Below are 18,758 nucleotides of genomic sequence, written 5' to 3'. Positions count from 1 at the left end.
CGCCACGCGCTTCAATGGAACCAGGTGGTCCTGTGGACCGGACCGGCGGCTCAGCGGTCGCGGGCCTGTTCCTCGAACAGCGCACCCCGCACCGTGTCGCGGCCGGCCGCCTTCGCCGCATAGCAGGCGGCGTCGGCGGCCTGCAGCCAGTCGTTCACCGTCGCGATGTTCGCCTGCAGCGCCGCCACGCCGACGCTGGCACCGACGCTCAGCGGGCCGTGCGTCGAGGGCACCACGACCTCGGTGACGGCGCGGCGCACGTCGTCGGCAATGCGCATCGCCATGTCGTGCGGGCAATCTTCGAGCAGCAGCGCGAACTCGTCGCCGCCCATGCGGGCCACGAGGTCGCCGGCGCGCACGCGTGTGGTGATGGCGGTCGCTACCGTCAGCAGCATCAGGTCACCGACCAGGTGGCCGGCGGTATCGTTCACCGGTTTGAAGCGGTCGAGGTCGAGGAAGACCAGCGCGGCCGGCAGCGAATCGGGTCGCGTCTCGACCAGCCGCTGTGCCTGCCGCTCGAAGGCCTCGCGGTTGGCCAGGCCGGTGAGTGCGTCGTGCGTGGCCGACCACTCGAGCTGCTGGCGCACGGCGCGCTGGTCTTCGATGTCGCTGACGATCCAGATGGTGCCGAGGGTGCGGTCGGCCAGGTCGACCGGCTTGGTGCGCAGGGCGGCCCAGAACTTCGAGCCGTCGTGCCGCAGCAGCTGCCATTCGCCGGTGTAGGGCTGCAGTGCGCGGAAGTCCGAACGCTCGCGCGCGAGGAAGGCGCCATGGTCTTCGTCGGATGCGAACAGCGTGCGCAGCGGTTGGCCGAGCAGGTCCTGCGTCGTCGCGGCGACCAGGCGGCAGAGTTCGGCGCTGACGAGCTCGAAGCGGTCGTCGCGCGTGAAGGCGATGCCCACCGGCGCGGCGCTCATCACCAAATTCAGCTTGCGCATGGTCTTGGCGTTCTGCGCCTCGAGCGTGAGCCGATCCAGGCCCACCCGGCGCAGCACGTCGCCGAGGCGCCCGATCTCGCCGCGTTCGCGTGGCCAGCCGGCCTCCGGCTGCAGCGAGCCGTCGAACAGATGCTGCGCTCGGTGTTCGAGCAGCGTCAGCGGCCGCAAGGCGCGCCAGAGCGTCACGAAGAGCAGCGGCGACAGCAGCGCCAGGAGCACCACCGCACCGAGGATCGCGTCGGCGCGGGCGGCGCGCAGCGGCGCCAGCACGTCTGCTTCGGCGCGCACGCGCCAGACCATCCAGTCCGGCCCCGGCACACCCGCCGCGCTGACCAGTTCGCCGCGCTGCGGCAGGCGGATGCCCGTCGGTTCGACCGGGGCGCCGATCGCCTGCCAGGCCGCGAACGCCTGCGCCAGGCGCGGTTCGCTGCTCAGCAGCGTCAGCAGGCGGTCACGGTTCGGGTGGGCCAGCACGCGGCCGGTCTGGTCGGTCACGACGACCAGCGCGGCAGCATCGCCGGCATCGTCCTCGACCAGGCCGTCGAGCAGGTCGCGTGTGTTCAGCCGCAGCGAGCCGCCCAGGATCATGGTCGCTCCCGACGCATCGCGTGCCGGCTGCGTCATGAAGATCTGCGGCTGGCCACTCACGCGGCCCGGTATGGCGTCGGAGATGATCGCCCGGTGCTCGCGCACGGTCTGCTGGAAGTAGTCGCGGTCGGCGATGTTGAGCGACACCGGGAGGTACACCTGCCGCTTGTCGGCGGTGACCAGCACCCGCCCATCGGCGGATGCCGCGAACAGGTTGGTGAAGAGCTGCCGCAGCACCTGTTGCGAATCGATCAGGCGCATCACCGCGCCATGGTCGTCCGCCGCGATGCTGCCGAACTGCGGTGCGACGCTCGCCAGCGCGCGCTGCAGCTCGACCATCTGGCGCGACAGCAGCCCCGCCGTGCGCACCGTCTCGCTCGACTCGCGCACCAGCTGCGTGTTGAGCGTGTCGCGCTGGGCCCGCATCACCAGCAGCGCCGTGATCAGCCCGATGCCCACCACCAGCGCTGCGATTCCGCCCACGGTGATGCGCAGCTTGAGGGAGCCGAAGGCTGCGGGCCAGTGGAAGTCGCGGCCGGTCATGGGCAGTCGTTGGGGCAAAATTTCACCCGGCGCGGGCCGGGCGTTCCAGACAGGAATTCGGTGGGTGGGGCAGGTCGGAGCCATTGTCGCGTGTCTCGACGGCTCCTGGCGAAAAGCACCTGGCACCTGTGTAGGCCAAGCCACACGCGAGAACGCGCTGGCGAGCGTCTGCTTTCCGGCAGGCTGCGGGCTAGCATGGACACCATGGACCTCGTCGTCGCCCGCCCCGAAGGCCTCTACTGCCCGCCCGGCGACTTCTACATCGACCCCTGGCGACCGGTGGCGCGTGCCGTCATCACGCATGCGCATTCCGACCACGCGCGCGTGGGCCACGGCCACTATCTGGCGCACACCGACAGCGAAGGCACGCTGCGCACGCGGCTCGGCGCCGACATCACGCTGCAGACGCTGCCCTACGGCGAAGCCATCGCGCACCACGGCGTGCGCATCTCGCTGCATCCGGCCGGCCATGTGCTCGGCTCGGCGCAGGTGCGGCTCGAACACGGCGGACGCGTGTGGGTCGCATCGGGCGACTACAAGACCGAGCCCGACGGCACCTGCCCGCCCTTCGAACCGGTGCCGTGCGACACCTTCATCACCGAGTCGACCTTCGGCCTGCCGATCTACCGCTGGCCCACGCAGGCGGTGCTGTTCGCGGAGATCAACGACTGGTGGCGCCGCAATGCCGACGAGGGCCGCGCGTCGGTGCTGTTCTGCTATGCCTTCGGCAAGGCGCAGCGCATCTTGCATGGCGTCGATGCCGGCATCGGGCCGATCGTGGTGCACGGCGCGGTCGAGCCGCTGAATGCGGTGTACCGCGCCGCCGGCGTCGCGCTGCCGCCGACCCTGCGCGTGAGCGACCCCGGCGTCGACGCGCAGATGCTCAAGCGCGCGCTGGTGCTGGCCCCGCCCTCGGCCCAGGGCACGCCGTGGATGCGCCGCTTCGGCGCCTACGCCGATGCCTTCGCCAGCGGCTGGATGCAGCTGCGCGGCACGCGGCGCCGGCGCGGCGTCGACCGCGGCTTCGTGATGAGCGACCACGCCGACTGGCCCGGCCTGCAGAAGGCCATCGCCGGCACGGGCGCCGAGCGCGTGTTCGTCACGCATGGCAGCGTCGCGGTGCTGGTGCGCTGGCTCATCGAGAACGGGCTGGAGGCGCAGGGCTTCAAGACGGAGTACGGCGACGAGGACGTGGCCGACCAGGGCGACGCCAAGCCCGCGCCGGCCGATGTCGAAGCGGCGCCCGACGCCGCGTCATGAGAGCCTTCGCCGCCCTTTACCGCGAACTCGATGCCACCACATCGAGCCTCGCCAAGCAGGCCGCCCTGCAGCGCTACCTGCAGGCGGCCGCGCCCGAAGACGCTGCCTGGGCGGTGTATTTCCTCGCCGGTGGCAAGCCGCGGCAACTGGTGCCGACCAAGCTGCTGCGCTTGCTCGCGCAGGAGGCGGCCGGCCTGCCCGAGTGGTTGTTCGACGAGAGCTACGAAGCCGTCGGCGACCTGGCCGAGACCATCTCGCTGCTGTTGCCGCCGCCAACCGAGTCGCACGACCTCGGCCTCGCGACGTGGGTCGAGCAGCACCTGTTGCCGCTGCGAAATGTCGGCAAGACAGCGCCCGAGGCACTCGCCGACACGCTGCGTTCGCAGTGGCGGCAGCTCGCGGTCGACGAACGCCTCGTCTACTTCAAGCTCATGACCGGCAGCTTCCGCGTCGGCGTGTCGCGGCTGCAGGTGACGCAGGCACTCGCCGCGGTCGGCGGGCTCGACCCCAAGCGCGTGGCGCAGCGGTTGATGGGCTACACGCACATCAGCGGGCAGCCCAGCGCGGCCGACTACGAGGTGCTCGTCGGCGCGGAGAACGACAGCGAGCTCAACCAGAAGACCAGCGGCCAGCCGTACCCGTTCTTCCTCGCGCATCCGTTCAACCAGCCGGTCGAACAGTTCGATGTGCTGCTCGGCCCGCCCGCCGACTGGATCGTCGAATGGAAGTGGGACGGCATCCGCGCACAGCTGGTGAAGCGCGGCGGCGCGGTGTCGCTGTGGTCGCGCGGCGAAGAGCTGGTGACCGACCGCTTCCCCGAACTCGCGACCATGGGCGAGGCGCTGCCCGACGGCACCGTGCTCGACGGCGAGATCGTGGTGTGGAGAGAAGACCGCGTGCAGCCCTTCGCCGAACTGCAGCGCCGGATCGGCCGCAAGACGCTCGGTCCCAAGTTGCTGCGCGACATTCCGGTCGTGCTGCTCGGCTACGACCTCCTCGAATGGCAGGGCCGCGACCTGCGCGCCATGCCGCAGCAAGAGCGCCGCGCACGAATGGACGACCTGGTCACGCAGGTGCAGCACCCGCAGCTCATCGCCAGCCCGATGCTCACTGGCGACAGCTGGGCCGATCTGTCACGCCAGCGCGAGGCGGCGCGCGCCATGGGTGTCGAAGGGATGATGCTCAAGCAACGCCACGCGCACTACGGCGTCGGCCGCACCAAGGACGTCGGCACCTGGTGGAAGTGGAAGATCGACCCGCTGAGCATCGACGCCGTGCTCATCTATGCGCAGCGCGGCCACGGCCGCCGCGCCAGCCTCTACAGCGACTACACCTTCGCCGTGTGGGACGGGCCACCCGGGCAGGCCGACCGCAAGCTCGTGCCCTTCGCGAAGGCCTACTCCGGCCTCACCGATCTCGAGATGGGCCGCGTGGACGCGGTGATTCGCAAGACCACCATCGAAAGCTTCGGCCCGGTGCGCAGCGTCAAGCCGACGCTGGTCTTCGAGCTCGGCTTCGAAGGCATCGCGAAGAGCACGCGGCACAAGAGCGGCATCGCCGTGCGCTTTCCACGGATGCTGCGGTGGCGGGAGGACAAGCCGGTGGGGGAGGCCGACACGCTGGAGACGCTGGCGGCGCTGCTGCCGGCCGCGGCATGAAGCTTGCCGACCTTGTCGCCTGGTTCGCGGGCCGTGGCTGGAAGCCCTTCGCCTTTCAGCGCGAGGTGTGGAAGGCCGTCGGGGACGGACGCTCGGGCATGCTGCATGCGACCACCGGCGCGGGCAAGACCTACGCGGTGTGGCTCGGCACGCTCAAGGCCTTCGCGACGGCGCCGAAGCCGGCCGTGCGCGCCGGCGCGAAGAAGCTGGCGCCACCGCTCACCGTGCTGTGGATCACGCCGATGCGCGCGCTCGCGTCCGACACATTGCGCGCCCTGCAGCAACCGCTTGAAACCCTCGCCCCCGACTGGTCCGCCGGCGCGCGCAGTGGCGACACGTCGAGCGGCGAGCGCAGCGCGCAGAACGCGCGCCTGCCCACCGTGCTCGTCACCACGCCCGAGAGCCTGTCGGTGCTGCTGTCGCGCGCCGATGCGGCCGAGGTGCTGGGCACGGTGAAGATGGTGGTGGTCGACGAGTGGCACGAGCTGCTGGGCAACAAGCGCGGCGTGCAGGTGCAGCTCGCGCTCGCGCGATTGAAGCGCTGGAACCCCGCGCTGTGCGTGTGGGGCATGTCCGCGACGCTGGGCAACCTTGATCAGGCGATGCGCACCCTGCTCGGCCGGGACGATGGCACGCTGGTGCAGGGCCAGGTGCCCAAGAAGCTGGTCATCGATTCGTTGCTGCCCGGCCGCGCCGAGCGCTTTCCATGGGGTGGGCACCTCGGGCTCACGATGCTGCCGCAGGTGGTCGAGGAGATCGCGTCGAGCAGCACCACGCTGGTCTTCACCAACACGCGCTCGCAGTCGGAGATCTGGTACCAGGCGATCCTCGAAGCGAAGCCCGAGTGGGCCGGGCTGATCGCGCTGCACCACGGCTCCTTGGACCGCGCGGTGCGCGAGTGGGTCGAGGCGGGCCTCAAGAGTGGCGAACTGCGAGCGGTGGTGTGCACGTCGAGCCTCGACCTCGGCGTCGACTTCCTGCCGGTGGAGCGCGTGCTGCAGATCGGCTCGCCCAAGGGTGTCGCGCGGCTGCTGCAGCGCGCCGGGCGATCCGGCCACGCGCCGGGGCGGCCGTCGCGCATCACCCTGGTGCCGACGCACAGCATCGAGATGGTGGAAGGTGCCGCGGCGCGCGACGCCATCGCGGCTGGCCACATCGAGGCGCGCAGCACACCCGAGCAACCGCTGGACGTGCTGGTGCAGCACCTGGTCACGGTGGCGCTGGGCGGCGGCTTCGTGCCGGAGGACCTGTACGCGGAGGTGCGCGGCACGGCGGCGTACGCCAAGCTGTCGCGCGACAGCTGGGACTGGTGCCTGGCCTTCGTGCGGCAGGGCGGCCCGTCGCTCGCGGCCTACCCCGACTACCAGCGCGCGGTGCCCGACGCAGAGGGTGTCTGGCGCGTGCCCGATGCGCGGCTGGCGCGCAGGCACCGCATGAACATCGGCACCATCGTGAGCGACGCGAGCATGGCGGTGCAGTACGTCGGCGGCGCGAAGATCGGCAGCGTCGAAGAGAGCTTCGCGGCGCGCATGAAACCCGGCGACTGCTTCCTGTTCGGCGGCCGCATGCTGGAGCTGGTGCGCATCCGCGAGATGACGGCGTGGGTGCGGCGTGCCAGCGGCAAGCGGGCGGCGGTGCCGCGCTGGAACGGCGGGCGCATGCCGCTGTCGACCACGCTGGCCGATGCGGTGGTGCAGCAGCTCGCGCTGGCCGGCGAGGGCCGCTACGACACACCCGAGCTGCAGTGCGTGCGGCCGCTGCTCGAGATCCAGCAGCAATGGTCCGCGCTGCCCACGCCGCAGACGCTGCTGGCCGAGGTGCTGAAGACGCGCGAAGGCTGGCACCTGTTTCTCTACCCCTTCGCCGGCCGCCATGTGCATCTTGGGCTGGCCAACCTGATCGCCTGGCGTGTCGCGCAACACGCGCCGCGCACCTTCTCGATCGCGGTGAACGACTATGGCTTCGAGCTGCTCTGCGCCACCGAAGTCGACTGGCCCGTGCTGCTGCCGCAGGTGCTGCGTGCCGGCCACGATGCGAAGGCGCAGGACGCCATCGCGCACCACGACGCCGATGCGGCGCTGCTGCACGAGGTGCTCGAAAGCCTCAACGCCAGCGAACTGGCGCAGCGGCGCTTTCGCGAGATCGCGCGGGTGTCGGGCCTGATCTTCCAGGGCTACCCCGGCGAGAAGCGCAGCAACAAGCAGCTGCAGGCCTCGTCCTCGCTGTTCTGGGAGGTCTTCCGCAAGTACGACCCCGCCAACCGGCTGCTGCTGCAGGCGGAGCAGGAGCTGCTGGCGCAGGAGCTGGAGATCGGCCGCCTGCGCGCGAGCCTGGTGCGCATGAACGCGCAGGCCCTGGTGGTGCAGCCGCTGACGCGACCGACGCCCTTCGCCTTTCCGCTGATGGTCGAGCGCTTCCGCGAGAAGCTCAGCAACGAAAGCGTGGCCGACCGCATCGCGCGCATGGTCGAGCAGCTGGAGAAGGCGGCCGGCGGGGCGGTGCCGGTCGGCGGTGTGGAGGACGTCAAGGCGGGCATGGCCTTCGGACAGGAAGGCGCCATCGGACGCGGCGGTGCGCCGGGCGCGCCCCGCGGGCCGCGGCGCGAGCGCAAGCCGTCGCGACCGCTGCCGCCGCTGTGAACAAACGGGCATGTTTGCCTTCAGAATCGCCGAGCTCCCAGCCACGCTGACGAGCGCATGCGTGGCGAACCCTCGCGGCATGCCAACGCCCAGGAGGCCCGTTCATGATCACCTGTCATCTTCGCTACGTGCTCGATCCGACCCGGCTCCCCGAGTTCGAGCACTACGCCCGGCTCTGGATCCCGCTGGTGCGGAAGTTCGGCGGTATCCACCACGGCTACCTGCTGCCGTCGGAAGGCGCCAGCAACATCGCGCTGGCCTCCTTCTCGTTCCCGTCGCTGGCGGCGTACGAGATGTACCGGATCCAGTCCTTCGACGACCAGGAATGCAAGGACGCGTTCGCGTACGGTGCCGAGACGCGCTGTTTCCTGAGCTACGAGCGCACCTTCTTCCGCCCCGTGTTCGAGTGACGGGGCTGCGGCCACGGCCATTGGCGAGAGACGCGTCTGTCGTTTAAGCTGCCGCGCATGAGCAGCCTCAACCCCAAAACCTACGACTCCGTTCCCTCGCGCCAGGTGGCCTTCCTCGGCCTGGGCGTGATGGGCTTCCCCATGGCCGGCCACCTGGCCAAGGCCGGCCACCGCGTGACGGTCTACAACCGCTCCGCCGCCAAGTCGGCCGCCTGGGCCGCCGAATTCGGTGGCAAGAGCGCGCCCACGCCACGCGAGGCCGCGGCCAACGCGGAGATCGTGTTCTGCTGCGTCGGCAACGACGACGACCTGCGTTCCGTGGTGCTGGGCGACGATGGCGCCTTGGCCGGCATGGCCAAGGGCGCGGTGTTCGTCGACCACACCACGGCGTCGGCCGACGTGGCGCGGGAGCTGTCGAAGATTGCGCTGGACCAGGGCCTGCAGTTCATCGACGCCCCCGTGTCCGGCGGCCAGGCCGGTGCGCAGAACGGCTTGCTGACGGTGATGTGCGGCGGCGACAGCGCCACCTTCGACGCGGTCAAGCCGATCGCCATGGCCTTCTCGCGCGCGGTCACGCTGCTGGGCGAGAGCGGCGCGGGCCAGCTGGCCAAGATGGTCAACCAGATCTGCATCGCCGGCCTGGTGCAGGGCCTGTCGGAAGCCATCGCCTTCGGCATGCGCGCGGGCCTGGACATGGAAGCCGTGCTCGGCGTCATTAGCAAGGGCGCAGCCCAGAGCTGGCAGATGGAAAACCGCGGCAAGACCATGATCGACGGCAAGTTCGACTACGGCTTCGCGGTCGACTGGATGCGCAAGGACCTGGGCCTGGTGCTGGACGAGGCCAAGCGCAACGGCGCGCGGCTGCCGGTGACGGCGCTGGTCGACCAGTTCTATGCCGACGTGCAGCAGGCCGGCGGCGCGCGCTACGACACGTCGAGCCTCATCACGAGACTCAAATAAACAAGCGCCCCGCGGGGCGCTTGTTTCGTTCAGCGGATCGGCGTGGCGGTCGCGCCACCGGAAGGCGTGGCCGGCAGCGGTTCCATCGGCGGCAGCGGCACGCGTGAGCCGCTCGGTGCGGGGGCCGCCGTGCCGCCCTGGCGCAGTTGGCCGGCGAGTTCGGCTTCGCTCACCACCTCGACCACGCGCACCACCTTCTGCACGCCGCTCACGCCGCGCGCGATGTCGGTGGCACGGTCGACTTCGCGCCGCGTGGCCAGGCCCATCAGGTAGACCACGCCGTTCTCGGTGGTCACCTTGAACGAGGTCGCGAAGACATCCTTGGCATCGAGCAGCGAGGCCTTGACCTTGCCGGTGATGAAGGTGTCGTTGGAGCGCACCTGGAACGACCGCGCCTCGCCCACCTGCACCTCGTTGACGACGGAGCGCACGTTGTCGATGCCCTGCACGGCCGCATCGACCCGGCGGCGGTCGGCCTCGTTGGCGACCGTGCCGGTCAGCAGCATCTGGCGGTTGAAGCTGGTGACGCTCACGTACATCTGGTCGTTGGCGATCTCGCGGATGCGCGAAGCGCCGCGCAGTTCGATCGCCTGGTCGTCCAGCTGTGCGCCGGAGGTGCGGCGGTCGGTGGCCATCAGGCCGGCGCCGACGGCGGCGCCGCCCACCACCAGCGGCACGCACGCCGAAAGGGCCGTGGCCAGCGCAGCCGCGGCGGTAAGGGTCAGCACGAGGCGGTGGGTCGATGAGGTCGTCATGTGGATGCTTCCTGTTCTCCGAGTAACTGGGCGTCCACGCCGTCGCACAGGCAATGCAGTGCGAGCAGGTGGACTTCGTGGATGCGCAACGCACGTTCGTGCGGCACGGAAACCTGGACATCGGTCTCGCGCAGTGCGCGTCCGATCGCACCGCCGTGGGCGCCCAGCAGGGCCACCACCGTCATGTCGCGCGCATGGGCGGCTTCGACGGCGGCGAGCACCGCGGCCGACTGGCCGCTCACACTCAGCGCGAGCAGCACGTCGCCGGTCTGGCCGAGTGCCCGCACCTGCCGCGCGAAGCGGTCGCCGTCGCTGGCTTCGGCCGTGTCGGCGGCGGGGTCGGTGGCGTCGCCGGGCAGGGCGATGGCAGCGAGCTCGGGGCGGTCACGCTCGAAACGGCCGACGAACTGGGCGGCGAACTGCGCCGCCAGCAGGCCGGACACGCCGGCGCCGCAGGCCAGGATCTTGCCGCCGCTGGTCACGCAGGCCAGCAGCGCCTGCATGGCCTGGCCGATGGGTTTGCTGAGCACCGGGCCTGCCTGGTATTTGAGGTCGGCGCTGTCGATGAAGTGCTGCTGGATCCGTTGCTCAAGCATGGGCGGCGATGATAACTGGGGGTGATGAAACAAAAGGTGTGATGCGTGGAGCGTGCCGGGGTTCAACCAGTTCCCGCATCGAAGGCGGCGACCAGCCACTGAATGCCCTCGGGCTCGACCAGCACCACGTCGAAGCGGCAGGGCGGGGGGGTGCGCAGCGTCATCAGGTAGTGCCGTGCGGCGAACACGATGCGGCGCTGCTTCACGCCGGTGATGCTGCCGCCGGCCCCGCCATGGCTGCGGCTTGTGCGCTGGCGCACCTCGACGAAGACCACCGTGCCGTCGCGCGGGTCGCGCACGATCAGGTCGATCTCGCCGCCGCCGCGGCCGGGGGTTCGATAATTGCGCGCGATCAGACGCAGGCCGGCCTTCTGCAGATGCGCCAGCGCGGCGTCTTCCGCCGCGTCGCCGCGCTGCTTGGTCGTCGTGCTCCCTGTCGTCTTGTCGTTGTTCTGGAGAAGTCCCATTGAATGCTCTCGCTCCCGCCTCTTTCGGCGCCGCCCTGTCGGCCGCGCGCGATGCCGCGGGTGCCCAGCATTATCCGCAGGGCACGCTCTACGTCGTCGCCACGCCGATCGGCAACCTCGCCGACATCACGCTGCGCGCCTTGCATGTGCTGGCCATCGTCGACGTCGTCGCCTGCGAGGACACGCGCCACACGCAGGGCATGCTGCGCGCCTACGGCATCGACCGGCCCGGCGCGCAGCTGCTCGCCGTGCACCAGCACAACGAAGCCGAGGCCGCAGAGGCCGTGGTCGCGCGCCTGGCGCAAGGTGAGCGCATCGCCTACGTGAGCGACGCCGGCACGCCCGGCGTGAGCGACCCCGGCGCGCGGCTGGCGGCCGCGGTGCGCGCCGCCGGCCACCGGGTACTGCCTTTGCCGGGCGCCAGCAGCGTCATCACGCTCATTGCCGCAGCCGGCCTGGTGGCCGAAGGCGGTGACGAACGCAGCGCCTTCGTCTTCGCGGGCTTTCCGCCCAGCAAGGCCGGCGAGCGCGATGCGGCGGTGCAGGTGTTTGCACGCGAGCCGCGCAGCGTCGTACTGCTCGAAGCGCCGCACCGCATCGAGGCGCTGGCCCGCGCGCTGGCCGTGCTGGGCGATCGCCGCGTCACCATCGGCCGTGAACTCACCAAGCAATTCGAGGAGATCGCCACGGTCGCAGCCAGCGCCTTGCCCGACTGGTTCGCCGCCGGCCGCGACCGCACACGTGGCGAATTCGCGCTGGTGCTGCACCCGGTGGCGGTGGCCGCCGACGACGGCGCCGAGGCGGAGCGCGTGCTGCGCCTGCTGCTGGCCGAACTGCCGCTCAAGGGCGCGGTGAAGCTGGCGGCCGACATCACTGGCGCGCCGAAGAACGCGCTGTACGACACGGCGCTGCGTCTGCGCGACGGCGGCTAGCGCTCTCGACGCTTTGTCCACGAAAAAGGCCGGAAGCTTTTGCAAGCTTCCGGCCTTCGTATGTGGTCCCGCCGCCAGGAATCGAACCTGGATCTCAGCCTTCGGAGGGCCGAATTCTATCCGTTGAAATACAGCGAGAGAGCCTCGCGGATCAGACCGCGAGCCGCCGATTATCGCCCATCACGCGGCCAGTGGACACGGCGCGGCCTGAAGCTCGGCGGATGCGCGCGGCAATGCGAAGCCCAGGCCCGCGACATACACGCCGAAGGTGCGCCGCCCGGTCTGCACGAGCTCGAAGGCATCGGGGTCCAGCAGCCAGTTCTGGATCAGCCCGCTTACCAGGGCATGCAACCCTTGTGCGGCCACGGCCGCGGGCACCGCGAGGCGGACATGCTGGCGGCGCGCGGCCAGGCGCAGCGCACGCTCGAAGTCAGCCACGCAGGCGCTGCGCGCGTCGAGGTGGCGCTGCTGCACCGACTGCATCTCCTGCGTGTACTCGACCTTGTGCGTCGCCACTTCGAAGACGCGGCGCACTTGCGGGTCGGTGGTCATCAGCTTGAGCGCCGCCACCAGCACCCGTTCGACCTCGCGCAGCGGGTCGGCCTCGCTCTGGCCGGTCGCCTGCACCGCCGCCTCGAGGGGCAGGGTGACGCGTTCCATCATCGCGTTGAAGAGGTCGGCCTTGTCCTTGAAGTGCCAATAGATGGCGCCCCGCGTCGCACCCGCCTGTTGGGCGATCTGCTGCAGCGAGGTCTGAGAAACGCCCTGCGCCTGGAACAGCACCTCGGCCGCGTCGAGCAGCCGGTGGCGTGTGGCGAGAGCCTCTTCCTTCGTGTGGCGGGCCAATGTGTCTCCTGAAAAAATCACTCGGGTCACGAGGTCGGTGGACTATACATGCACGAATGTATGTAAACTCGCCGACTTTCGATGACCCAGCTGACCACTTGCCCTTGATGGCGATCAAGGGCATCGCACGTCGTCCCCCTCTTTTGCTTCAAAGGAATCACATGCCGCAATCGCATGTCTCTTCACGTCCTTCCCTGTCTTCGTGGCGCTTCGCAGCGGTCGGTATGGCCGTGGTGGCCGCCGTCGCACTGACGGCGTGCGGTAAAGGCAAGGAGCCCGCGGCTGCGGGGGGCGCGCCCGGTGGCGCGGCGCCGTCGCCCGAAGTGGGTGTGGTGGTCGCGACGCCGACCGACGTGGGCCTGGTCACCGAACTGCCGGGCCGCCTCGAAGCCTCGCGCATCGCCGAGGTCCGCGCCCGTGCCGCCGGCATCCTGCAGGAGCGGCTGTTCCGCGAAGGCAGCGACGTGAAGGCCGGCCAGCCGCTGTTCCGCATCGATTCGGCACCGTATGCCGCCGCCTCGCGCAGCGCGCAGGCCAGCCTGGCGCGTGCCGAAGCCAATGCAGTGCAGGCCAAGGCGCTGGCCGACCGCTACAAGCCGCTGGTCGAGGCCAATGCGGTGAGCAAGCAGGAATACGCGAACGCCGTGGCATCGCAGAAGGCCGCCGAAGCCGACGTGGGCGTGGCCCGCGCCTCGGTGACCACCGCCAACATCAATCTCGGCTACGCCGCCGTGACCGCGCCCATCTCGGGCCGCATCGGTCGCGCGCTCGTGACCGAAGGCGCCCTGGTGGGTCAGGGCGAAACCACGGCGCTCGCCGTGATCCAGCAGATCAACCCGCTGTACGTGAACTTCACCCAGTCGGCCAACGACGTGATGAAGCTGCGCAGCGCCATGGCCGCGGGCCAGTTCAAGCGTGCGGATGGCGCCGACGCCGCCAGCGTGCGCGTGGTGCTCGAAGGTGGCGGTGAATACCCGACGCCGGGCAAGCTGTTGTTCTCCGACCTCACGGTCGACGCGACCACCGGCCAGATCACGCTGCGCGCCGAGCTGCCCAACCCCAAGGGCGAGTTGCTGCCCGGCCTGTACGTGCGCGTGCGCATCGAACAAGCCCAGGTGAGCAACGCCATCACGCTGCCGCAGCAGGCCGTGACGCGCACGCAGCAGGGCGACACGGTCACCGTCGTCGGCGCCGACGGCAAGCTGAGCAAGCGCACCGTGAAGGTCGGTGCCGCCAAGAACAACCAGTGGGTGGTGATGGACGGCCTCAAGGCCGGCGAGCAGGTGATGGTCGACGGCTTCCAGAAGCTGCAGATGCTGCCGCCCGGCACGCCCGTGAAGGCCGTGCCGTGGACGCCACCGAGCGCCTCGGCTGCAGCGCCGGCTGCACCGGCTGCACCGGCTGCACCGGGTTCTGCCGCTTCGGCACCGGCCGCACCGGCCTCGGCCGCCAAGCAGTAAGAGGAGCCCGCCCGCATGGCTAAATTCTTCATCGATCGCCCCATCTTCGCGTGGGTGATCGCGCTGTTTGTCATCGTGATGGGCGCCGTGTCGATCACGCAGCTGCCGATCTCGCAATACCCGCCGGTCGCGCCACCGGCCATCGTCATCAACACGGCGTACCCGGGCGCGTCCGCGCAGACCCTGGAAGACAGCGTGCTGTCGGTCATCGAGCGCGAGATGAACGGTGCGCAGGGCCTGATCTACATGGAGTCGGTGGCGCAAGCCGACGGTACCGGCACGATCACCGTGACCTTCGAGACCGGCACCAACCCCGACCTGGCACAGGTCGACGTGCAGAACCGCCTGGCACGCGCCACGCCGCGTCTGCCGGCCTCTGTGACGCAGCAGGGCGTGCGCGTCGACAAGTCGCGCAACAACTTCCTGCTGTTCACCATCCTGTCTTCGGACGATCCTGCGATCGATCCGGTCGCGCTGGGCGACTACGCGTCGCGCAACGTGCTGCCTGAACTGCAGCGTGTGCCGGGCATCGGCCAGGCGCAGCTGTTCGGCACCGAGCGCGCGATGCGTGTGTGGATCGATCCGGCCAAGCTGCAGGGCTTCAACCTGTCGCCGGGCGATGTGAACGCGGCCATCCGCGCGCAGAACGCGCAGGTGTCGTCCGGCTCGATCGGCGACCTGCCCAACATCACCGGCCAGGCCATTGCGGCCACCGTGGTGGTCCGCGGCCAGCTCAACACGGTGGACCAGTTCGGCAACATCGTGCTGCGGGCCAACACCGATGGCTCGGCCGTGCGGCTCAAGGACGTGGCACGCATCGAACTCGGTGGCCAGAGCTACGCCACCTCGGCCCGCCTGGACGGCCAGCCGGCCGTCGGCATGGGCGTGCAGCTCGCGCCCAGCGGCAACGCGCTGCAATCGGCCAAGGCGGTCCGCGCCAAGATGGAAGAGCTGTCCAAGTTCTTCCCCAAGGGCGTGAAGTGGAGCATTCCCTACGACAGCTCGCGCTTCGTGAGCATCTCGATCACCGAAGTGGTCAAGACGCTGTTCGAGGCGGTGGCGCTGGTGTTCGTCGTGATGTTCCTGTTCCTGCAGAACTGGCGCTACACGATCATCCCGACCATCGTGGTGCCGATCGCCTTGCTGGGCACCTTCGCGGTTCTCTCCGCGCTGGGCTTCTCGATCAACGTGCTGACCATGTTCGGCATGGTGCTGGTGATCGGCATCGTGGTGGACGATGCCATCGTGGTGGTCGAGAACGTCGAGCGCATCATGACCGAGGAGGGCCTGGGCCCGCTCGAAGCGACGCGCAAGGCGATGCAGCAGATTTCGGGCGCCATCATCGGCGTGACCGTGGTGCTGATCTCGGTGTTCGTGCCGCTGGCCTTCTTCGCGGGTTCGACTGGCAACATCTACCGCCAGTTCTCGGCGGTGATGGTGACGTCGATCGCCTTCTCGGCCTTCATGGCGCTGTCGCTCACGCCGGCGCTGTGCGCCACGCTGCTCAAACCGGTGGAGAAGGGTGGCCACCACGAGAAGAAGGGCTTCTTCGGCTGGTTCAACCGGGGCTTCACGCGCACGGCCAAGGGCTATGAAGGCGTGGTGGCGCGGCTGCTCAAGCGCGCCGCGCGCTACCTGATCATCTACGTGGCCATCGTCGGTGCGGTGGTGGTGCTGTTCCGCGGTCTGCCCACCTCCTTCCTGCCCCAGGAAGACCAGGGCAACATCATCGTGAACGTGCAGCTGCCGCCGGGTGCGACGCAGGAGCGCACGCTGTCGGTGATGAAGCAGGTCGAAGGCTTCATGCTCAAGCAACCCGAAGTGCAGAGCATGGTGGGCGTGCTGGGTTTCAGTTTCTCGGGCCAGGGTCAGAACTCCGGTCTGGCGTTCGTGACGCTCAAGGACTGGGACGAGCGCAAGGGCGCCGGCCAAGGGGCTGACGCGTTGGCCGGCCGCGCCTTCGGTGCGCTGTCTGGCATTCGCGATGCCTTCATCTATCCGCTGAGCCCACCGCCCATTCCCGAGCTGGGCAACGCCAGCGGCTTCACCTTCCGGCTGCAGGACCGCAGCGGCGCCGGCCACGAAGCGCTGATCAACGCACGCAACCAGATGCTGGGCATGGCGGGCAAGAGCAAGCTGCTCGTGCAGGTCCGGCCGGACGGCCTGGAAGACGCGCCACAGCTGCAGATCGACATCGACCGCGACAAGGCGAGTGCGCTGGGCGTGACCTTCGATGCGATCAACACCACGCTGTCGACCGCCTTGGGTTCGAGCTACATCAACGACTTCCCGAACCAGGGCCGCCTGCAGCGGGTGGTGGTGCAGGCCGACGCGCCAGCGCGCATGCAGCCCGACGACCTGCTCAAGCTCAACGCGACCAACACGCAGGGCAACCCGGTGCCGCTGTCGACCTTCGCCTCGACGCGCTGGGCCAACGGTGCACAGCAGACGGTGCGCTATAACGGCTACCCGGCCGTGCGCATCACCGGCTCCGCGGCGCCGGGCTCGAGTTCGGGCGACGCGATGGCCGAGATGGAAAAGCTTGCAGCGCAACTGCCGGCGGGCTTCGGCTTCGAATGGACCGGCCAGTCGCGTGAGGAAAAGCTCGCGGGTTCCCAGGCCATGATCCTCTACGGCTTCGCGATCCTGGCGGTGTTCCTGTGCCTGGCAGCACTGTACGAAAGCTGGTCGATCCCGTTGTCGGTCGTCCTCGTGGTGCCACTCGGCGTGATCGGCGTGCTGCTGGCGACGATGCTGCGGTCGTACTCGAACGACGTCTACTTCCAGGTCGGCCTGATCACCATCATCGGCCTGTCGGCGAAGAACGCGATTCTGATCGTGGAGTTCGCCAAGGACCTGCAGGCGCAAGGCATGGGCGTGGTCCAGGCCGCGCTGACGGCGGCCCACCTTCGGTTCCGGCCGATCATCATGACGTCGCTGGCCTTCGGCCTGGGCGTGGTGCCATTGGCGATCGCTTCCGGGGCCGGTTCGGCCAGCCAGCGTGCCATCGGTACCGGCGTCATCGGCGGCATGATCACCGGCACCGTGCTCGCGGTGTTCTTCGTGCCCGTGTTTTTCGTTGTCGTGCGCACCCTGTTCAAGGGCAGCGAGCGTCAACAAGAGGCGGACCGGCGCCACGCCGCGGCCGCAGGAATCGAGCCCACCCATGACTAAGCGATTCAACTTTCGCGGCGCCTCGAGCGCGATGACCGCGGTGGCTGCCGCTGCCTTGCTGGCCGGCTGCTCGCTCATTCCGACCTACGAGCGGCCGGCCGCCCCGGTGCCGACGACCTTCCCCAGCGACCCCGCACAGCCGGCCGGTCCGGCCGCGGCCACGGTGCCGTGGCAGGACTACTTCGCCGATCCGCGCCTGCAGGGGTTGATCCAGACGGCGCTCGCCAACAACCGCGACCTGCGGGTGTCGGTGCTCAACATCGAGCAGGCGCGCGCGCAGTTCCAGATCCAGCGCTCGGCGCTGTTCCCGGCGGTCGGCGTGTCGGCCAGCGGTTCACGCTCCAGCCCCAACGCGCTCCAGGCCTTCGGCCTGGGCGGCAGCGTGAGCTCGAACTATTCGGTCAACCTCGGCATCACGGCCTGGGAGCTCGACTTCTTCGGTCGCATCGGCAGCCTGAAGGAGCAGGCCCTGGCGCAGTACCTGTCGACCGAAGAGTCGCGCAAGGCGGCGCAGATCAGCCTGATCGCCTCGGTCGCCAACGGCTGGCTCACGCTCATCGCCGACGACGAACTGCTCGAACTCACGCGCCAGACGCTCGACACGCGCGAGGAATCGGTGCGGCTGACCAAGCTGCGCTTCGACAACGGCGTGGTGTCGGAGATCGACTACCAGCTGGCCAACTCGCAGGCCGAGAATGCGCGCGCCACCTATGCGCAGCAGCAGCGGCTGCGTGCACAGGACGAGAACGCCCTGGCGCTGCTGCTCGGTGCGCCGGTGCCTGCCCAGGCCCTGGCGAGCGGCGCCCTGCGGCTCGATGCCGCGGCGCCGATGCGCGACCTGCCGGCCGGGCTGCCGTCGGACCTGCTGATCGAGCGCCCGGACATCCGCGCCGCCGAACAGCAGCTGATCGCGGCCAATGCCAGCATCGGTGCGGCCCGGGCGAACTTCTTCCCTCGGATCTCGCTCACCACCAGCGTCGGGACCGCCAGCAGCGAGTTCTCCAACCTGTTTGACAAGGGCACCAAGGCGTGGTCCTTCGCACCGTCGATCACGTTGCCGATCTTCAACGCGGGCGCGAACCAGGCCACGCTCGACGCGGCACGCGCCGGCCAGCAGATCGCGGTGGCGCAGTACGAGAAATCGATCCAGACGGCGTTCAGCGAAGTCGCCGACGCGCTCGCCGGACGGGCCACGCTGGGCGAACAGGTGCGTGCCCTGCGCGCGCAGGCCGACGCCGAGGGCGTGCGCTTCAAGCTGTCGGACCTGCGCTACCGCAACGGCATCGCCAGTGCGCTCGACCTGCTCGACGCGCAGCGCTCGCTGTTCGCCGCGCAACAGGCGGCGGTGCAGACGCGCCTGCTGCAGCTGCAGAACCAGGTGCTGCTGTACAGGGCGCTGGGCGGCGGCTGGACCCCCCGCTGACGCAGGCGGGACTGCATGGCGCAAAGCCCCGGCCGGTGTGCCGGGGCTGCTCCCTATAATCGCCGGTTGGTTCGAAGCCCCCCGCGAAGCCCCCGATATTGAGGACGCC

Annotated in this window: 14 protein-coding genes and 1 tRNA gene; 9 read left to right on the top strand and 6 right to left on the bottom strand. The window is 69.6% G+C overall.

All coding sequences use genetic code 11. The features are described 5' to 3' along the window. Window positions 1-50: 50 nt before the first annotated feature. A complete protein-coding gene (locus ACSFA2_RS12930; RefSeq protein ID WP_435455724.1) occupies window positions 51-2,069 on the bottom strand; it encodes a sensor domain-containing diguanylate cyclase in 2,019 nt (672 codons plus the stop codon). Window positions 2,070-2,273: 204 nt separating this feature from the next. On the opposite strand from ACSFA2_RS12930, the gene ACSFA2_RS12925 reads away from it, so the two are divergent. From ACSFA2_RS12925 to ACSFA2_RS12905, 5 genes are all read left to right on the top strand, one after another. Continuing rightward, entirely contained in the window at window positions 2,274-3,329 is a 1,056-nt protein-coding gene (locus ACSFA2_RS12925; protein ID WP_435455723.1) for a ligase-associated DNA damage response exonuclease, read from the top strand. Further along, complete coding sequence (locus ACSFA2_RS12920) at window positions 3,326-4,987, top strand: ATP-dependent DNA ligase (protein WP_435455722.1); 1,662 nt, start codon at window positions 3,326-3,328, stop codon at window positions 4,985-4,987. Before ACSFA2_RS12925 ends, ACSFA2_RS12920 begins: the two co-directional genes overlap by 4 nt. Next, window positions 4,984-7,626, top strand: a complete 2,643-nt coding sequence (locus ACSFA2_RS12915) for a ligase-associated DNA damage response DEXH box helicase (RefSeq protein ID WP_435455721.1) — start codon at window positions 4,984-4,986, stop codon at window positions 7,624-7,626. The genes ACSFA2_RS12920 and ACSFA2_RS12915 overlap by 4 nt, the downstream gene beginning before the upstream one ends. Before the next feature lie 104 nt (window positions 7,627-7,730). Further along, complete coding sequence (locus ACSFA2_RS12910) at window positions 7,731-8,036, top strand: NIPSNAP family protein (RefSeq protein WP_435455720.1); 306 nt, start codon at window positions 7,731-7,733, stop codon at window positions 8,034-8,036. A gap of 57 nt (window positions 8,037-8,093) precedes the next feature. Beyond that, complete coding sequence (locus ACSFA2_RS12905; protein WP_435455719.1) at window positions 8,094-8,996, top strand: NAD(P)-dependent oxidoreductase; 903 nt, start codon at window positions 8,094-8,096, stop codon at window positions 8,994-8,996. 29 nt (window positions 8,997-9,025) lie between these two features. Here ACSFA2_RS12905 and ACSFA2_RS12900 read toward each other — a convergent pair whose 3' ends face one another. From ACSFA2_RS12900 to ACSFA2_RS12890, 3 genes are all read right to left on the bottom strand, one after another. Continuing rightward, entirely contained in the window at window positions 9,026-9,751 is a 726-nt protein-coding gene (locus ACSFA2_RS12900) for a BON domain-containing protein (RefSeq protein ID WP_435455718.1), read from the bottom strand. Next, window positions 9,748-10,347, bottom strand: coding sequence for an SIS domain-containing protein (locus tag ACSFA2_RS12895; RefSeq protein WP_435455717.1), 600 nt, complete (start codon window positions 10,345-10,347; stop codon window positions 9,748-9,750). The genes ACSFA2_RS12900 and ACSFA2_RS12895 overlap by 4 nt, the downstream gene beginning before the upstream one ends. Window positions 10,348-10,409: 62 nt before the next feature. After that, window positions 10,410-10,814: a YraN family protein gene (locus tag ACSFA2_RS12890; RefSeq protein ID WP_435455716.1), complete on the bottom strand. Its 405-nt coding sequence runs from the start codon at window positions 10,812-10,814 to the stop codon at window positions 10,410-10,412. Between ACSFA2_RS12890 and rsmI the strand changes: the two genes are divergently transcribed. Next, entirely contained in the window at window positions 10,814-11,746 is a 933-nt protein-coding gene (gene rsmI, locus ACSFA2_RS12885; RefSeq protein WP_435455715.1) for a 16S rRNA (cytidine(1402)-2'-O)-methyltransferase, read from the top strand. The two genes, ACSFA2_RS12890 and rsmI, sit on opposite strands and share 1 nt — an antisense overlap. 63 nt (window positions 11,747-11,809) lie before the next feature. Here the strand turns inward: rsmI and ACSFA2_RS12880 are convergent. Together ACSFA2_RS12880 and ACSFA2_RS12875 are read right to left on the bottom strand one after the other, a co-directional pair. After that, window positions 11,810-11,884, bottom strand: a tRNA-Arg gene (locus ACSFA2_RS12880). 42 nt (window positions 11,885-11,926) lie between these two features. After that, window positions 11,927-12,592 (bottom strand): TetR family transcriptional regulator, encoded by a 666-nt coding sequence (locus ACSFA2_RS12875; protein WP_435455714.1) that lies wholly within the window; start codon window positions 12,590-12,592, stop codon window positions 11,927-11,929. 161 nt (window positions 12,593-12,753) lie between these two features. Here ACSFA2_RS12875 and ACSFA2_RS12870 point away from each other — a divergent pair, with 161 nt between their 5' ends. Genes ACSFA2_RS12870 through ACSFA2_RS12860 form a run of 3 tightly spaced genes read left to right on the top strand, consistent with a single transcriptional unit; the run spans window position 12,754 to window position 18,649 of the window. After that, window positions 12,754-14,052 carry an efflux RND transporter periplasmic adaptor subunit gene (locus ACSFA2_RS12870; RefSeq protein ID WP_435455713.1) on the top strand — a complete coding sequence of 433 codons (1,299 nt, stop codon included), beginning with the start codon at window positions 12,754-12,756 and terminating at the stop codon, window positions 14,050-14,052. A gap of 15 nt (window positions 14,053-14,067) precedes the next feature. Next, on the top strand, window positions 14,068-17,226 hold the full coding sequence (locus ACSFA2_RS12865) for an efflux RND transporter permease subunit (RefSeq protein WP_435455712.1): 3,159 nt from the start codon (window positions 14,068-14,070) through the stop codon (window positions 17,224-17,226). After that, window positions 17,219-18,649, top strand: coding sequence for an efflux transporter outer membrane subunit (locus tag ACSFA2_RS12860; protein ID WP_435455711.1), 1,431 nt, complete (start codon window positions 17,219-17,221; stop codon window positions 18,647-18,649). Before ACSFA2_RS12865 ends, ACSFA2_RS12860 begins: the two co-directional genes overlap by 8 nt. Window positions 18,650-18,758 lie beyond the last annotated feature (109 nt).

Origin of the sequence: Variovorax cryoconiti, assembly GCF_051216395.1 — a bacterium.
In the GTDB taxonomy this organism is placed as follows: domain Bacteria; phylum Pseudomonadota; class Gammaproteobacteria; order Burkholderiales; family Burkholderiaceae_C; genus Variovorax.
The sequence above is the reverse complement of the archived record's forward strand: the minus strand, read 5'-3'. Positions and strand labels throughout refer to the sequence as shown.

Coding starts and splice junctions, on each gene's coding strand:
- ACSFA2_RS12930 (WP_435455724.1), bottom strand. CDS start 2,069: ATGACCGGCCGCGACTTCCACTGGCCCGCAGCCTTCGGCTCCCTCAAG.
- ACSFA2_RS12925 (WP_435455723.1), top strand. CDS start 2,274: ATGGACCTCGTCGTCGCCCGCCCCGAAGGCCTCTACTGCCCGCCCGGC.
- ACSFA2_RS12920 (WP_435455722.1), top strand. CDS start 3,326: ATGAGAGCCTTCGCCGCCCTTTACCGCGAACTCGATGCCACCACATCG.
- ACSFA2_RS12915 (WP_435455721.1), top strand. CDS start 4,984: ATGAAGCTTGCCGACCTTGTCGCCTGGTTCGCGGGCCGTGGCTGGAAG.
- ACSFA2_RS12910 (WP_435455720.1), top strand. CDS start 7,731: ATGATCACCTGTCATCTTCGCTACGTGCTCGATCCGACCCGGCTCCCC.
- ACSFA2_RS12905 (WP_435455719.1), top strand. CDS start 8,094: ATGAGCAGCCTCAACCCCAAAACCTACGACTCCGTTCCCTCGCGCCAG.
- ACSFA2_RS12900 (WP_435455718.1), bottom strand. CDS start 9,751: ATGACGACCTCATCGACCCACCGCCTCGTGCTGACCCTTACCGCCGCG.
- ACSFA2_RS12895 (WP_435455717.1), bottom strand. CDS start 10,347: ATGCTTGAGCAACGGATCCAGCAGCACTTCATCGACAGCGCCGACCTC.
- ACSFA2_RS12890 (WP_435455716.1), bottom strand. CDS start 10,814: ATGGGACTTCTCCAGAACAACGACAAGACGACAGGGAGCACGACGACC.
- ACSFA2_RS12870 (WP_435455713.1), top strand. CDS start 12,754: ATGCCGCAATCGCATGTCTCTTCACGTCCTTCCCTGTCTTCGTGGCGC.
- ACSFA2_RS12865 (WP_435455712.1), top strand. CDS start 14,068: ATGGCTAAATTCTTCATCGATCGCCCCATCTTCGCGTGGGTGATCGCG.
- ACSFA2_RS12860 (WP_435455711.1), top strand. CDS start 17,219: ATGACTAAGCGATTCAACTTTCGCGGCGCCTCGAGCGCGATGACCGCG.